Consider the following 13,375-nt stretch of genomic DNA (forward strand, 5'->3'; position numbering starts at 1 on the left):
GGGCTAACCCCGCGTTGCCGCGCGCAATTCCCGCTCCAATGCCTCTAGGAAGCGGGAGCGGTCGGCCTTTGTAAACCCCTTGCCGCCGCCTTGGCGAAAAGGGTCGGCGGCGCGCAGGTCGGTCATCAGATCGCGGGTTGCCAGAACGTTGCCGATGTTGGCCTGCGTGAGGGCCTCGCCGTTGTGTTTCAGCACCCTTGCCCCGGCTTCCACGCATTTCGCGGCCAGCGGGATATCCCCCGTCACCACCACATCGCCTTTGCCGCAGCGGTCAGCGATCCACATGTCGGCGATGTCGGGCCCGTCAGGCACGATCACCACCTCGACCAGTGGGTTTTGCGACATGCGCAGGCCGCCGTTCGAGACGAGGAACATCTTGACCTTATGGCGGGTCGCCACCCGCTCGGCTTCGGCTTTGACGGGGCAGGCGTCGGCGTCGATGTAGAGCGCGGTCATGGCTTAACCCGCATAGAGCGCGTCGGCGTGGAAGGCGACGTGATCTTCCATAAAGCTCGCCACGAAGAAATAGCTGTGGTCATAGCCCGGCTGCATACGGAAGCTGCCTTGCTGGCGTTTGGCGGCCATGGCCTCGGCCAATGCTTCGGGTTTCAGCAGGTCGAGGAACTGGTCGCTGCCGCCTTGGTCGATCAGGATCGGTCCGTCGAAACCCTTTTCGCGCATCAGCAGGGTGCTGTCGTGTTTCGTCCAAGTGCTTTCATCCGACCCCAGATAGGCGCTGAGTTGCTTCTTGCCCCAATCGCTCGACGTCGGATGGGTGATCGGCGCGAAGGCCGAGACGGAAAGGAAGCGCCCCGGCAGGTTCATTGCCAAGGTCAGAGCGCCGTGGCCGCCCATTGAGTGCCCGGTGATGCCCTGCCGCTCCATATCGATGGCGAAGTTTTCAGCCAGCAAGCCGGGCAGTTCATCGGCCAGATAGTCCCACATCTGGTAGTGTTTGGCCCAAGGCTCCTGCGTGGCGTTCACATAGAACCCCGCGCCTTTGCCGAGATCGTAAGCGTCGTCATCTGCCACATCCTCACCGCGCGGCGAAGTGTCGGGGAAGACGACCGCGATGCCGTGCTCGGCTGCCCAAAGCTGCGCGCCCGCCTTGGTCATCGCGTTCTCATGGGTGCAGGTCAGGCCCGAGAGATACCACAGCACCGGCACCGGGCCGTCCTGCGCCTCGGCGGGGAGGAAGAGGCCGAAGGTCATGTCGCAGCCGCAGGCGTCGGAGTTGTGGGAGTAAACCCCCTGCGTGCCACTGAAACAGGCGTTTTCCGAGATGGTTTTCATGGCAGCGTTCCTTTCGAACTTGAATGTGTCACAGGGCCGAAACCCAGCCTACGACAAGGCTGACGGTCACGATACTGACAGTGGTTGAGACGAGAATGGCGGCAGAGACCCGCTGAGGTGCTACGCCATAATGTTGGGCGAGCATATAGACATTGCCCGCCACCGGCAGTGCTGCGGCGGCGATGATGACCCCGGCTTTGTAGGGATCGACGCCGAAAAGAAACAGCGCACCAAAGGCCACGAAAAGCGGGTGCAGCACGAGTTTGCAAAAGGTCAGCCAGCCCGCGATCTCGATCCGCTCGGCGGATTTGGAAGCCAGCGACGCACCGATGGCAAAGAGCGCCCCGGGGGTGGCAGCCCCGCCGAGGATGGCGAGGAATTCGTTCAGCGGCACAGGGATCGGGATGCCGAAGCCCGACCAGAGGAACCCCAAGGTGATGGCGACGATCATCGGGTTTTTCAGCAGCCCCAGTCCCACGATCTTGAGCGTCGCCAGCCGCAACTGCCCCTCGCGGGAGCCGGTGATCAGGATCACGATGAGGCTGGAAAAGATGATCATGTCGACGGTCAGCGCCAGCAGCACGGGGCCGATCGCCTCTGGCCCCAGAAGCAGCGTCAGCATCGGCACGCCCAGAAACCCTGTGTTGCCGATCACGGCGCATTGCGCCTCGATCCCGTTGGTCGCCACATCCAGCCCGCGCAGGAAGCCGACGAGGCTGGCAATGGCATAGACGAACGCCGTGCCCCAAAGATAGGCGGCGACAAGGCGGCTGTCCCAAACCTCGGCCAGTGAGAGATTGGCGGAAAAGCGGAACAGCATCGCCGAGAGGGCGAAATAGAAAACGAATTTGGTGAGATAGGCCGTCGCTTCGGCTGAGAAAAACCGCGTGCGCCCGGCCCAGTAGCCAAGGCCGATCAGCGCAAAGAACGGCAGGGTTTTCAGGAAGATCGCGACCATGGGTCAAGCATTAGCCAGCCCGCCCTTGGGGTGCAATGGGGCATGGCTCTCTGCCTTACCCTGAGCCGATCAGCACCCCGGCGGCAAAGACCAATGCGCCGCCCAGCACCACTTGGAACGCGGCGCGAAAGAAGGGTGTTTCCATGAACTTATTCTGGATCCACGCAATGGCCCAAAGCTCTACAAAGACGACGATGATCGCCACGACAGTTGCGGTCCAGAAGTCGGTGATCAGGTAGGGCAGCGCGTGGCCCAGCCCGCCCACCGTGGTCATCACGCCCGAGGCTACCCCGCGTTTGATCGGAGAGCCGCGGCCCGACAGTTCCCCATCGTCCGATGCCGCCTCGGTGAAGCCCATTGAGATGCCCGCCCCGACGCTCGCCGCAAGGCCGACGAGGAAGGTCGTCCAAGTGTTATGGGTGGCAAATGCGGTGGCGAAGATGGGGGCGAGGGTAGAGACAGACCCGTCCATCAGACCCGCCAGCCCCGGCTGGACCCATGTCAGCAAAAACTGCCGATGCGCGCGGCTGTCTTCGTCGCTGCGGCTGTCGGTGTTAAGGTGTTTCTCGGTCAAATCCTGCGCGCTGCCGTGGTGGCCTGCCTCGGCAGCGGCCAGATCGCCCAGCAGTTGCCGTGTCGCCGCGTCTGACGTGCGCGCGGCGGCGGCATGGTAGAACCGCTCGGCGTCTTGTTCCATCGCGGCGGCCTCTTGTCGGATACGCTCTAGCGACAGGTTCTCGATCAGCCAGACCGGGCGGCGCGCGTAGTAGCCCGAGACATGCTCGCGCCGGATTAGCGGGATGACATCCCCAAAACGGGCGCGGTGCAGGTCGATCAAGCGGCGGCGGTGTTCGTTCTCCTCCTCGGCCATCCCGTCAAAGACGGCGGCGCTGTCGGGGTATGCCTCGCGCAGCCTTTCGGCATAGTCGCGATAGATGCGCGCGTCATCCTCTTCAGAGGAGATGGCCAGCGCCAGCACCTCTTGTTCGCTCAGGTCTTTGAAACGTTTGCGGTTGAGGGAAAATCGCATCGAGAAGGCTCCGTGGTCTGCCCCTCACAGTAGGGCCATCGGCGGGTTCCAGCAAATGCAAAGCGCCTTGCCCTTGGCGGCGCGCGTGATGGACCTACCTGTTGCGTGATGGTCGGCCCTTGCTCCGACGCCACGCGAATAACGAGGTTTGGAACATGAGATTAGTTTTCTTGGCACCCCTATTGGTGGCGGGCTGCGCCGAAGTGGCGACAGCGCCGGTGCAAAACCCCATTCCGGCCCCGGTTGCGCCGAGGGGGCAGATTACGCCACCGGCGGCCACAACAACACCGCCCACACAGACCGCGCCACGCCCCGCACGGACAGAAGCGCGCGCCTCCACGACCAAGCCCAAGCCCCTGCCCAATTCGGTGATCGACGCGGTGAACGAGCCGTCTAGTAACTCTAGCAGTTCCAGCACGCCTACAGCGCCCACGCCCGCCAAGCCACTGGCGGAATCCTGCAAAGAAGGCAGCTGGTGGGGTCTGATTGGCCGTCCCCGCGCGGCGGCAAACATCGTGTCCGAGCCCAAGCGCGTCTATACCGAGGGCGACCCGGTGACGATGGATGCCAACCCCAACCGCACCAACATCGTGTTGGACGCGGAAGGGAAAATCGCCAAGGTCACCTGCGGCTAGGCTAGGTTTTCGGTCTAGCCCTTCGGACGCTTGTCGAGAATGCGCACGGCTTTGCCCTCTGACCGGGCAACGCCGCCTACGTCCATGACCTCGACCTTGACCGAGATGCCGACGGTTTGCTTGATTTGCGCCGAGAGCGCTTTGATCGCGGTGGCGCGGGCGTCGGGGGTCACGCTGGCATCGGCGCATTCGCAGAACACGCGCATCTGATCCATTCGGTCGGGCCGCGACAGTTCGATCTGGAAATGCGGGGCAAGCCCCGGCGTGGCCATCAGCGCTTCTTCGATCTGGGTGGGGAAGACGTTGACGCCGCGCAGGATGATCATGTCGTCGCTGCGGCCCGTCACCTTCTCCATCCGCCGCATGGAGCGCGCGGTGCCCGCCAGCAGCCGTGTCAGATCGCGGGTGCGGTAGCGGATGATCGGAAAGGCCTGTTTGGTGAGGGAGGTGAACACCAGCTCGCCCATCTCGCCGTCCTCAACCGGCGCGCCGGTTTCGGGGTTGATGATCTCGGGGTAGAAGTGATCCTCCCAGATGTGCAGCCCGTCCTTGGTCTCCACACATTCCATCGAAACGCCCGGCCCCATGACTTCGCTGAGGCCGTAGATATCGACCGCATGCATGTCGAAGGCCTGCTCGATCTCAAGCCGCATGGCATTGGTCCAAGGCTCGGCCCCAAAGATGCCCACCTCTAGTGACGATTGGCGCGGATCAATACCTTGGTTGGCGAATTCATCCAAAATCGACAGGGCGTAGGAGGGCGTCACCGTGATGCCTTTGGGCTGGAAATCTTCGATCAGCCGCACTTGGCGCGGGGTCATCCCGCCCGAGATTGGCACGGTCGACAGGCCAAGCGCATCGGCCCCAAGGTGAATGCCCAAGCCGCCAGTGAACAGCCCATAGCCATAGGCGTTGTGCAGCATATCGCCGGGACGCATCCCCGCCGCGCGCAGGGAACGGGCGACGACTTGGCCCCAGTTCGCCAGATCATCCTTGGTGTAGCCCACCACCGTCGGCTGCCCGGTGGTGCCAGATGATGCGTGAATGCGCGCCACCTGATCGCGCGGCACGGCGAACATGCCAAAGGGGTAATTGTCGCGCAGATCGGTTTTGACGGTGAAGGGAAAGCGCGAGAGATCGGAAAGCTGTTTCAGATCGTCGGGGTGCACGCCTGCATCGTCAAAGCTTTGCTTGTAGAAAGGCACGTTGTCATAGGCGTGGCGCAGGGACCATTTCAGACGGTCCAATTGCAGGGCGCTGATCTCGTCCCGGCTGGCGATCTCAATCGGGTCGAGCGTATCCTTCGCGGGGGTCAGGTCTTTCATCAGGTCGGCTCCTCCTCGGTAAATAGCTGGCCCTTGATGCTGCGGGAGAGCCCGCGAAACAGGGCCACGACACGGTCACCCTCGCCCGTGACGGTCACATCATAGATGCCCGACCGACCGCTGCGCGACACTTCGCGTGCGGTGGCGGTCAACCGCTCCTCCGGCTGGCCGGGGCTGAGATAGGTGATCTGGTTCTGCTGAGCGACAGTGGTCTGGTTGTAGCTGTTGCAGGCAAAGGCAAAGGCGCTGTCGGCCAGGGTAAAGATGAAACCACCGTGGCAAATCCCGTGACCGTTCAGCATGTCCGGGCGCACCGACATCGACAAAACCGCGCCGCCGGGGGTCACATCGTCGATGGTCATGCCCAATCCGGCAGAGGCGGAATCTTGGGCGAACATCACCTCGGCACATTTGCGGGCGCGGGCTTCTGGGGTCATTCCATCGGGCCTTTGTGTTTCATTTTTTCGATTGTTTGCACAATTTTGTAACGCTTTCAAGAAATATTGAGCGGCGCATTCGACCATGTCAGGGCTTGATTTGGCCCCCATCAGGGTCAACTGTAAAGCCATGAGCATAGAGCCCCCATCGCCGATCACGGCCTTCGAGCGCCCCGCGGAACAGGTCGCATTCCACCGCACGGAACTGTCGCTGATCCTATCGCTTTATGGCCGGATGGTCGCCGCCGGAGAGTGGCGCGATTACGGGATTTCTCATCTTAAGGACGTGGCGGTCTTTTCGGTTTTCCGACGCACGGCAGAGATACCGCTTTACCGGATTGAAAAGCGGCCAAAGCTGCGCAACCGCCAAGGGATGTATGCGGTGGTGGGCACCGGCGGGCAGGTGCTGCGCCGGGGCCAAGACCTTAAGGCCGTGCTGCGGGTGTTGGAACGCAAGCTGATCCGGTCGGTGGATTAAACGCCGGGGCGGCGATGTGCAGTCACCGGCCCGTCGCCAGCGGCTTCGATCCGGGCGATGGCATCGGTGATGTTTTCATAGCTCACGGCCATCGCGTGGGCATTGGCGTGGATCATCGTTTCGGCATCGACCACCAACGCGACATGGCCTTTCCAGAACAGCAGGTCGTTGCGTTGGTAGTCACCGTCGACCGGCGCGCCCACGGTGCGCTCCTGCTGGTCGCTGTCACTGGGGCAGGGGATGCCGCAGGCCAGCAGCGCCGCCTGCACGAGGCCCGAACAATCGATCCCCCAGCGGCTGTTGCCGCCCCAAAGGTAGGGTGTGCCGAGGAACAGCGCCGCGATCTGCGCGGGGTCGGCCTCCTGGCGATCGATGGGGGCAAGGTGGCCGCGCGGGATATGGCCCTGCGGGGTCTCGGCAAAATCCTTGGTCTCAACAATGACCGTGACGGGTGAGCCGAAACTGAGGCTCAGCAGGTCGGGCGATTTTAGATCGGCGCCAGTATAGGCATGGGTGGCAGGCACGCACACGCGATGCGTAGCCTTGCGCGGTATGCTCAGCGCGCGTTGCAGGACGTAGCCGCAATAGCCATCCTTCTCGGCCTGCACATAGGCCCAGCCCGAAGCTTCATGCAGCACGGTCAACGGCTCACCAAACAACACCTGCCGATCGCGTGGGCCGTCGGGACGGCGGAAGAGGTCTGCCACCGGCACCGCCACCTGCGCGGCGCGGCTTTGGCTCGCCAGCGCCGGGTCCGGGGTGAGGCGTGGATCGCTCATGGCTTTAGCAGGGCTGGCAGCGCAGCATAGAGCGCGCGGGTGCCTTGGCCCGCGCCGCCTTTGGGGCGGGCGGGGGCGTCGGCGGGCTGCCAGCCGTAGATGTCAAAATGGGCATATTTGCTCTCGGTCACAAAGCGGCGCAGGAAAAGCGCTGCGGTGATCGACCCGGCAAAGCCGCCCTTGGGCGCGTTGTCGAGATCGGCAATACCGGGCTCGATCAGCGCCTCGTAAGCGTCATGGAAAGGCATCCGCCAGACCGGATCGGCAGACCCCGCAGCGGCGTCTTCCAAGGCCGAGACGAAAGCGGCATCGTCGCTGTAATAGGGCGCGAGGTCAGGCCCCACGGCGACCCGCGCGGCCCCGGTGAGCGTCGCCATCGAGATGATCTGATCCGGTTTGTCCTCATCCGCCAGCGCCAGCACATCGGCCAATACCAGACGCCCTTCAGCGTCGGTATTGTTAATCTCAACCGTCAGCCCCTTGCGCGAGGTTAGGATGTCACCGGGGCGGAAGGCGTTGCCGGAGACCGAATTCTCTACCGCCGGGATCAGCACGCGCAGCTGCACGGCCATGCCGGTGGCCATGATCATATGCGCCAGACCCAGCACGGCGGCGGCGCCGCCCATGTCCTTTTTCATCAGCGCCATGGACGCACCGGGTTTCAGGTTCAGCCCGCCGGTGTCGAAACAGACGCCTTTGCCCACCAGCGTCAGCTTTGGCCCCGTGTCGCCCCATGCCAAGTCGATCAAACGCGGCGCGCGGTCGGCGGCGCGGCCAACGGTGTGGATCATTGGCAGGTTGTTCTCTAGCAGCGCATCACCGGTTGTGACTTCGATCTTCGCGCCATGCTGCTCGGCCAATTTGCGCGCGGCGGCTTCCAGATCGGGCGGCCCCATGTCAGAGGCGGGGGTGTTGATCAGGTCGCGGGTCAGCATTTCACCCGTGGCCAGCGCCGCGATCTGATCGGCGTCGATGCTTTTGGGCGCGACAAGACGGGCGGCCAGCGTGGTTTGGTCGCGGTAACGGTCGAAACGGTAGCCCGCCAGCAGCCAGCCAAGCGCCTCGTTCGCGGCTTGATCCTCTGGCAGGCCGCTTTCGATCCGGTAGTCCCCAGCAGGCAGGCGGGCGGCTGCGGCGGCAAGGTGAAAGCGGCCCCTGCGGCGCGCGGCTTCGGTGCCGTAGCCCGCCAATGCCAGCGCGGGGGTGCCTTCCTCCCCCGGCACCACAAGCGCCTGACCAAGAGCACCCGCAAAACCGCTGGCCTTGACCCATGCCTGCACCGGGCCGGGCTGATCGGCAAGCCAGCCTTCAAGCGCGGCCTCGCTCAAGACATGAAGCGGCAGGGCGGCGGCGGAGGGGGCGGCGAATTCGGCGGACATGACAAACCTTTGCAAATCTGGATTTGCGCGCAGCCTACCTTTTCCATCGCCACCCGCAAGCGGTCAGATCGTGATGTCGGGCAAGTCCCATATCGCGGTGAGCGACCGTTCCCCGCTGCGGATCAACCGCGACAGGGTGGCGGCGGTCGCGGTGTCATCCCCCGCGTCGATACAGATCACCACATCCGCCGCCACCCGTGCGACCAGCGCCATGCCGACCTGCTCTGCAATGGCGATCAGGCGGTGCACGCTTTTGCGCAGCCCGGCGCGGTCTTGGTCCTTGTGCAGCTTTTTGCAATGCGACAGGCGCAGGGCCAATTCCTCCATCGCGCGGCAGACCACATCTTCGGCGCCCACCTCCCCGAGTTGCGTGTAGAGCAGGCCAAGCCGCTCTTGATCGACATAGACCTGCTCAGTCGGGCGTATTTGCATAAGTTGCATTGGTATCATCCTTCAATCAGCCCCCACGGCCTTGAGACAATATGGCGCGGGAAGGTGTGCAAAGGGTTGCGATGGCTGTGCCTTTTCTCTCGAATTCGTATGGCATTTGCGCTATCTGCGCTAAAACCACATCACGCATTAAGGGACGTTTACACATGGACAAGGCCAAGGCTCTGCCGTCGTATCTGTTGCAACGCTATCAAGGGTGGAAGGCGACCGGCTATGCCGAGAACCAAACCTGGTACCGCCGATTGGCCGCCGAGGGGCAACGCCCGCGCGCGATGGTGATCTCCTGCTGCGACAGCCGCGTACATGTGACCTCGATCTTCGGGGCCGATCAGGGTGAGTTCTTCATCCACCGCAATATCGCCAACCTCGTCCCGCCCTATGAGCCGGATGGCAAACAGCACGGTACTTCGGCGGCGGTGGAATATGCCGTCAACGCGCTGAAGGTCGCGCATCTGATCGTGCTGGGCCATTCCAGCTGCGGCGGCGTCGCGGGCTGCATCCAGATGTGCAAAGGCAACGCGCCCGAGCTTGAGAACCAAGACAGTTTCGTGGGCCGCTGGATGGACCTGCTGCGCCCGAAATACGAGACGGTTGAAAAGGTCGAAGACCCGGCAGAGCAGCAGCTTTTGCTGGAGCGTCAGGCGGTGATGACTTCGCTTGAGAACCTGATGACCTTCCCGTGGATCAAAGAAAAGGTCGAAGATGGCACGCTGAGCTTGCATGGCCTGTGGACCGACATCGGCGAGGGAAGCTTGGAATATTACGACGCCAAGGCGCAGACCTTCGAGCCGGTTTGAGCCCATCGCAGACGCATGAGACAGAGACGAAAAAGGGGGCCGTTTGGCCCCCTTTCTTATTCCAGAACTGCGACTGAACCTCAGCCCTTTTTCAGCACTTCGCGGCCCAGCAGTTCGGCGATCTGAACGGCGTTCAGGGCGGCACCCTTGCGCAGGTTGTCGCTGACGCACCACAGGTTGATGCCGTTGTCGATGGTGCTGTCCTGACGGATGCGGCTGATGAAGGTGGCGAAGTCACCCACACATTCAACGGGCGTGACGTAGCCGCCGTCTTCGCGCTTGTCGATCACCATGAGACCCGGCGCTTCGCGCAGGATGTCGCGGGCTTCGGCTTCGTCGAGGTGGTCTTCGAATTCGATGTTGATCGATTCCGCATGGCCCACGAAGACCGGCACGCGCACGCAGGTCGCGGTGACTTTGATCGACGGGTCGACGATCTTTTTGGTCTCGGCGACCATCTTCCATTCTTCCTTGGTCGATCCGTCTTCGAGGAAGACGTCGATATGCGGAATCACGTTGAAGGCGATCTGCTTGGTGAACTTGCTGGCGGGCTTGTCATCGGTCGGGTTGTAGATGCTCTTGGTCTGATCCCAAAGCTCATCAATGCCTTCCTTGCCCGCGCCGGAAACCGACTGGTAAGTCGAGACGACGACGCGCTTGATCTTGGCGCGGTCGTGCAGCGGCTTCAGCGCCACGACCATCTGCGCGGTCGAGCAGTTGGGGTTGGCGATGATGTTTTTCTTGGAATAACCGTGCACGTCCTGCGGGTTCACCTCGGGGACGATCAGCGGCACGTCTTGGTCATAGCGGTAAAGCGACGAGTTATCGATCACCACGCAGCCCGCTTTGGCAGCGGCAGGGGCGTATTTCTTGGTCGCTTCGGAGCCCACGGCAAAAAGCGCCATGTCCCAGCCAGTGAAGTCGAAAGTGTCGAGGTCTTTGGTCTTGAGGGTCTTGTCCCCAAAGCTGATTTCCGAACCCAGCGAGCGGCGGCTGGCCAGAGCCACGATCTCGTCCACGGGGAACTGACGCTCCGCAAGGATGTTCAACATTTCACGGCCCACATTGCCTGTGGCACCGACGACGGCGACGCGATAACCCATCTGATTACTCCAGTCTGTCCAATTAAATTTGACGCCATTTAACGTGCCTGCGGGGCATTGGCTAGGGCCAGCCGCGCGCAGACCGGGCAGAGCGCCGCTCTGCCGGGGTTAAAGAACCTTGATGACGTCCTTGTTGATCGCCAGCATATAGCCGCGCCGGGCGATGTTCTTGACCAGCAGTTCCGACACCAATTGATTGCCCAAGGTGTCGCGCAAACGCTTGATCCGCGTGGCCCCGGCGGCCTCATCACAGTCGGCGGCGTTGCGGCCCGATATCATGCCTTCGATCTCGGACCCTGACAGCACGTCATCGTCCATCCGCGCTTCGGCCAAGACAGACATCGTCTCCATCGCCGCTGCGGTCAGTTTGAAACCGAGGTTGTTAAGGTAAACGGTATTCTCTTCGCGGCTGATCAGCAGGGAATTCACCTGAATGCCGGTCCGCTCAATCTGCGCCATGCGGCGGTTAAAGCCGACCAGCATGAACAAAAACACCATCGCCGCGACCAGCATGGCGCTGGCAAAGACCAGCAGCACGACGATCACGATGCGGTAACTGGCCAAAGTCTCAGAAAAGGCGGTGCCGGACTGGGCGAGGATTTCGAGAAGCTTGATCTCGGCTTGGGTGGTCAGATCGTCATTCTCGATAAAGATCCGCTCAACCCGAGCGTTAAAGACGTTCGCATCCGGCAGCGCCCAAAGCAGGACAAGCGCCCCGACCAAAAGCACGGCGACCACGGCGGCGATGCCACCGATCACGAAACGCCCGCCAAATCTGCGCATGTCAGAAGCGGAGGTAGAATGTTCCTGCACTGTCTTTCCTTTGATCCAAGCCTTCGTCACCGAAGACAGACAGCACATTCAACAATGTCCAGCCCTCCGCTGCAAGACGCGGCGTGAGTTCGGTTTCGGCGGAGGCTGGCTCGCAGGCCCCGGAAATCTGCGCCACCCCGTAATGGAGGCGCAGCGGATTGTCTTGCTTGGCCTTGTAATCGGCAAAGCATCCAGCCGTTGCCGCAGCGGGCAGGGCCAGTATGACCGCCAGCGCGGTCAGCAAGGAGAGACATGGGTTTGAGAGACATGGGTTTTTCATATGTTTTTAATGCGCTTTCGCCCGCTGTTATTCAATAACCAAGGCGTTTTGGGCGCCTTGTTATTGGATAACGCCCCCCTGTTATTGCCTGTCTTTGGCCCTCACCCCAATTTGGTGGCACCAACAGACACACGAACCGATACGCGGTCCCCGAGTTATGACCGCAGAGGATCAAGGGCGCAGCAACGCGCCGATAAACGAGAAGGGACCAGACCCATGTACCGCAAGTTCATTGCTACCATCGCCGCCGCAGCGGTTGCCATCACCGCTTTTGGTGCCCGCCCTGCCGCCGCCGATGAAAAGGAAGTGTTGCGCACCCTCGCCGCGATTGCGGGCGTCGCGATCGTGGGCAAGATGATCTACGACAACAACAAAGAGCGCAACGAGCGCGAGACGGTCACCCGCCGCCGTGCCGCCCCCGTCTATGAGGCGCCGCGCTATTACCCCACGGTTTCCAAGCGGCCGCACCAGCGCCCCTATATCGATCCGCGCCCCGAGCCGCACCGCAGCGCCCGGACCTACCCAGAGCGCGACCGCGCCACCTACCCGACGCGCGAAGTGCGCCCCCTGCCAGAGCGGGTGGACCGCAAGCTGCTGCCGCAGCAGTGCTTCCGCAGCTATGACGGCGAAGACGGCAAGGTGATGATGTTTGGCGAGCCCTGCCTTGAAAAGAATTATTCCCAAGTCGACCGACTGCCCAACTACTGCGCCAAGCGCGTGAAGACGGCAGAGGGCGCACGCTACGGCTATGATGCCCGCTGCCTGCGCGACTCGGGTTACAGCTTGGCCCGTCGGTAAATCCGACGTGCCTTGACCGAGCGGCACGTCCCTGTCGCTCGGGTGTTGAAAGGGGGGGTGTTCGGGCGCCTCCCCTTTCTCTTTTTTGTTGCACCTTTTCGGCGCATGCGGTTTCACCAGCGCCATGATACCTGACTTTGAATTTGAACGCGGCGCGGCTGCCCGCGGCTTTCGCACCATCGCCGGGGTGGACGAAGTGGGCCGTGGCCCGCTTGCCGGGCCGGTCACCGCCGCCGCCGTGGTCTTTACCGAAGGGCAGATCCCCGAGGGGCTGAACGATTCCAAAAAGCTGACCGCCCGCGCCCGTGAACGGCTCTATGATGAGATCATGTCGGTGGCCGTGGTTTGCGTGGCCCATGCCACCGTCGAAGAGATCGAAGAACACAACATCTTGCGTGCCAGCCATCTGGCGATGACCCGCGCACTCGCCGGATTGGACTGCGCGGCGGATTACGCATTGATCGATGGCAATATGCTCCCGCGCGATCTGAGCCTTCCGGCGCAACCTGTGGTGAAAGGGGACGCCCGCTGTCTGTCGATCTCAGCGGCTTCTATCGTTGCCAAAACCGTGCGCGATAGACTCATGGTGGACTTGGCGCAACAGCATCCCGGCTATGGCTGGGAAACCAATATGGGCTACGGATCGAAAAGCCACATGGCTGCCCTGCGGGATCTTGGTGTTACCCCACACCATAGACGTTTGTTCAAACCTATACACAATATCTTGTATCAAGCTAATTTGTTAACTGATTGATTCAAAAAAGAAATTGACCACGAATCTCTGATGGCCCATTTTATCCACAACCAATGAGCGCTTAAG

At 62.1% G+C, this 13,375-nt stretch carries 17 protein-coding genes; 5 read left to right on the top strand and 12 right to left on the bottom strand.

The genetic code is table 11. The features are described from left to right. Positions 1-3: 3 nt before the first annotated feature. From B5M07_RS01795 to mbfA, 4 genes are read right to left on the bottom strand one after another with little or no spacing between them, the layout of a single operon-like run. Positions 4-456, bottom strand: coding sequence for a YaiI/YqxD family protein (locus B5M07_RS01795; protein ID WP_120349978.1), 453 nt, complete (start codon positions 454-456; stop codon positions 4-6). A 3-nt stretch (positions 457-459) separates the two neighbouring features. Beyond that, positions 460-1,293, bottom strand: a complete 834-nt coding sequence (gene fghA / locus B5M07_RS01800; protein WP_120349979.1) for an S-formylglutathione hydrolase — start codon at positions 1,291-1,293, stop codon at positions 460-462. A gap of 28 nt (positions 1,294-1,321) precedes the next feature. Next, positions 1,322-2,251, bottom strand: coding sequence for an AEC family transporter (locus B5M07_RS01805; protein ID WP_093927832.1), 930 nt, complete (start codon positions 2,249-2,251; stop codon positions 1,322-1,324). A 55-nt stretch (positions 2,252-2,306) separates the two neighbouring features. Beyond that, on the bottom strand, positions 2,307-3,281 hold the full coding sequence (gene mbfA, locus B5M07_RS01810) for an iron exporter MbfA (RefSeq protein ID WP_067622184.1): 975 nt from the start codon (positions 3,279-3,281) through the stop codon (positions 2,307-2,309). 155 nt (positions 3,282-3,436) lie between these two features. On the opposite strand from mbfA, the gene B5M07_RS01815 reads away from it, so the two are divergent. Beyond that, entirely contained in the window at positions 3,437-3,916 is a 480-nt protein-coding gene (locus tag B5M07_RS01815) for an I78 family peptidase inhibitor (protein WP_132444098.1), read from the top strand. A gap of 14 nt (positions 3,917-3,930) precedes the next feature. On the opposite strand, the gene paaK is transcribed toward B5M07_RS01815, so the two are convergent. Further along, positions 3,931-5,241, bottom strand: coding sequence for a phenylacetate--CoA ligase PaaK (gene paaK, locus B5M07_RS01820; RefSeq protein WP_120349981.1), 1,311 nt, complete (start codon positions 5,239-5,241; stop codon positions 3,931-3,933). Beyond that, the gene (gene paaI, locus B5M07_RS01825; RefSeq protein WP_120349982.1) at positions 5,241-5,678 is read right to left on the bottom strand and encodes a hydroxyphenylacetyl-CoA thioesterase PaaI; all 438 of its coding nucleotides are present in this window, start codon (positions 5,676-5,678) and stop codon (positions 5,241-5,243) included. Before paaI ends, paaK begins: the two co-directional genes overlap by 1 nt. Before the next feature lie 130 nt (positions 5,679-5,808). Between paaI and B5M07_RS01830 the strand changes: the two genes are divergently transcribed. Beyond that, positions 5,809-6,156, top strand: coding sequence for a DUF2794 domain-containing protein (locus tag B5M07_RS01830; RefSeq protein WP_120352121.1), 348 nt, complete (start codon positions 5,809-5,811; stop codon positions 6,154-6,156). Here B5M07_RS01830 and B5M07_RS01835 read toward each other — a convergent pair. From B5M07_RS01835 to B5M07_RS01845, 3 genes are all read right to left on the bottom strand, one after another. Next, the gene (locus B5M07_RS01835; RefSeq protein ID WP_120349983.1) at positions 6,153-6,935 is read right to left on the bottom strand and encodes a C40 family peptidase; all 783 of its coding nucleotides are present in this window, start codon (positions 6,933-6,935) and stop codon (positions 6,153-6,155) included. The two genes, B5M07_RS01830 and B5M07_RS01835, sit on opposite strands and share 4 nt — an antisense overlap. Next, positions 6,932-8,314, bottom strand: a complete 1,383-nt coding sequence (locus B5M07_RS01840) for a leucyl aminopeptidase family protein (protein WP_120349984.1) — start codon at positions 8,312-8,314, stop codon at positions 6,932-6,934. The genes B5M07_RS01835 and B5M07_RS01840 overlap by 4 nt, the downstream gene beginning before the upstream one ends. Before the next feature lie 63 nt (positions 8,315-8,377). After that, positions 8,378-8,755, bottom strand: coding sequence for a hypothetical protein (locus B5M07_RS01845; RefSeq protein WP_120349985.1), 378 nt, complete (start codon positions 8,753-8,755; stop codon positions 8,378-8,380). 155 nt (positions 8,756-8,910) lie between these two features. Between B5M07_RS01845 and B5M07_RS01850 the strand changes: the two genes are divergently transcribed. Then, positions 8,911-9,561, top strand: a complete 651-nt coding sequence (locus B5M07_RS01850) for a carbonic anhydrase (RefSeq protein ID WP_067942032.1) — start codon at positions 8,911-8,913, stop codon at positions 9,559-9,561. 80 nt (positions 9,562-9,641) lie between these two features. Here the strand turns inward: B5M07_RS01850 and B5M07_RS01855 are convergent, their stop codons facing one another. The 3 genes from B5M07_RS01855 to B5M07_RS01865 all read right to left on the bottom strand — a co-directional run bounded on the left by B5M07_RS01855 (position 9,642) and on the right by B5M07_RS01865 (position 11,757). Further along, on the bottom strand, positions 9,642-10,664 hold the full coding sequence (locus B5M07_RS01855; RefSeq protein ID WP_067623574.1) for an aspartate-semialdehyde dehydrogenase: 1,023 nt from the start codon (positions 10,662-10,664) through the stop codon (positions 9,642-9,644). Between the two features lie 108 nt (positions 10,665-10,772). After that, complete coding sequence (locus tag B5M07_RS01860) at positions 10,773-11,447, bottom strand: winged helix-turn-helix domain-containing protein (protein ID WP_082849503.1); 675 nt, start codon at positions 11,445-11,447, stop codon at positions 10,773-10,775. 1 nt (position 11,448) lies between these two features. Next, complete coding sequence (locus B5M07_RS01865) at positions 11,449-11,757, bottom strand: hypothetical protein (protein WP_120349986.1); 309 nt, start codon at positions 11,755-11,757, stop codon at positions 11,449-11,451. 216 nt (positions 11,758-11,973) lie between these two features. Here B5M07_RS01865 and B5M07_RS01870 point away from each other — a divergent pair, with 216 nt between their 5' ends. Together B5M07_RS01870 and B5M07_RS01875 are read left to right on the top strand one after the other, a co-directional pair. Next, entirely contained in the window at positions 11,974-12,555 is a 582-nt protein-coding gene (locus tag B5M07_RS01870) for a hypothetical protein (RefSeq protein WP_120349987.1), read from the top strand. A 124-nt stretch (positions 12,556-12,679) separates the two neighbouring features. Continuing rightward, on the top strand, positions 12,680-13,309 hold the full coding sequence (locus B5M07_RS01875; protein ID WP_120352122.1) for a ribonuclease HII: 630 nt from the start codon (positions 12,680-12,682) through the stop codon (positions 13,307-13,309). The last annotated feature ends 66 nt before the right edge of the window (positions 13,310-13,375 follow it).

It is taken from the genome of Sulfitobacter sp. D7 (assembly GCF_003611275.1).
In the GTDB taxonomy this organism is placed as follows: domain Bacteria; phylum Pseudomonadota; class Alphaproteobacteria; order Rhodobacterales; family Rhodobacteraceae; genus Sulfitobacter; species Sulfitobacter profundi.

Bases quoted from the DNA above. Each gene is read 5' to 3' on its own strand.
- B5M07_RS01805 (WP_093927832.1), bottom strand. From the start codon at position 2,251: ATGGTCGCGATCTTCCTGAAAACCCTGCCGTTCTTTGCGCTGATCGGC.
- B5M07_RS01855 (WP_067623574.1), bottom strand. From the start codon at position 10,664: ATGGGTTATCGCGTCGCCGTCGTCGGTGCCACAGGCAATGTGGGCCGT.
- B5M07_RS01870 (WP_120349987.1), top strand. From the start codon at position 11,974: ATGTACCGCAAGTTCATTGCTACCATCGCCGCCGCAGCGGTTGCCATC.
- fghA (WP_120349979.1), bottom strand. From the start codon at position 1,293: ATGAAAACCATCTCGGAAAACGCCTGTTTCAGTGGCACGCAGGGGGTT.
- mbfA (WP_067622184.1), bottom strand. From the start codon at position 3,281: ATGCGATTTTCCCTCAACCGCAAACGTTTCAAAGACCTGAGCGAACAA.
- B5M07_RS01840 (WP_120349984.1), bottom strand. From the start codon at position 8,314: ATGTCCGCCGAATTCGCCGCCCCCTCCGCCGCCGCCCTGCCGCTTCAT.
- B5M07_RS01850 (WP_067942032.1), top strand. From the start codon at position 8,911: ATGGACAAGGCCAAGGCTCTGCCGTCGTATCTGTTGCAACGCTATCAA.
- B5M07_RS01865 (WP_120349986.1), bottom strand. From the start codon at position 11,757: ATGAAAAACCCATGTCTCTCAAACCCATGTCTCTCCTTGCTGACCGCG.
- B5M07_RS01835 (WP_120349983.1), bottom strand. From the start codon at position 6,935: ATGAGCGATCCACGCCTCACCCCGGACCCGGCGCTGGCGAGCCAAAGC.
- B5M07_RS01875 (WP_120352122.1), top strand. From the start codon at position 12,680: ATGATACCTGACTTTGAATTTGAACGCGGCGCGGCTGCCCGCGGCTTT.
- paaI (WP_120349982.1), bottom strand. From the start codon at position 5,678: ATGACCCCAGAAGCCCGCGCCCGCAAATGTGCCGAGGTGATGTTCGCC.
- B5M07_RS01815 (WP_132444098.1), top strand. From the start codon at position 3,437: ATGAGATTAGTTTTCTTGGCACCCCTATTGGTGGCGGGCTGCGCCGAA.
- paaK (WP_120349981.1), bottom strand. From the start codon at position 5,241: ATGAAAGACCTGACCCCCGCGAAGGATACGCTCGACCCGATTGAGATC.
- B5M07_RS01795 (WP_120349978.1), bottom strand. From the start codon at position 456: ATGACCGCGCTCTACATCGACGCCGACGCCTGCCCCGTCAAAGCCGAA.
- B5M07_RS01860 (WP_082849503.1), bottom strand. From the start codon at position 11,447: ATGCGCAGATTTGGCGGGCGTTTCGTGATCGGTGGCATCGCCGCCGTG.
- B5M07_RS01830 (WP_120352121.1), top strand. From the start codon at position 5,809: ATGAGCATAGAGCCCCCATCGCCGATCACGGCCTTCGAGCGCCCCGCG.
- B5M07_RS01845 (WP_120349985.1), bottom strand. From the start codon at position 8,755: ATGCAACTTATGCAAATACGCCCGACTGAGCAGGTCTATGTCGATCAA.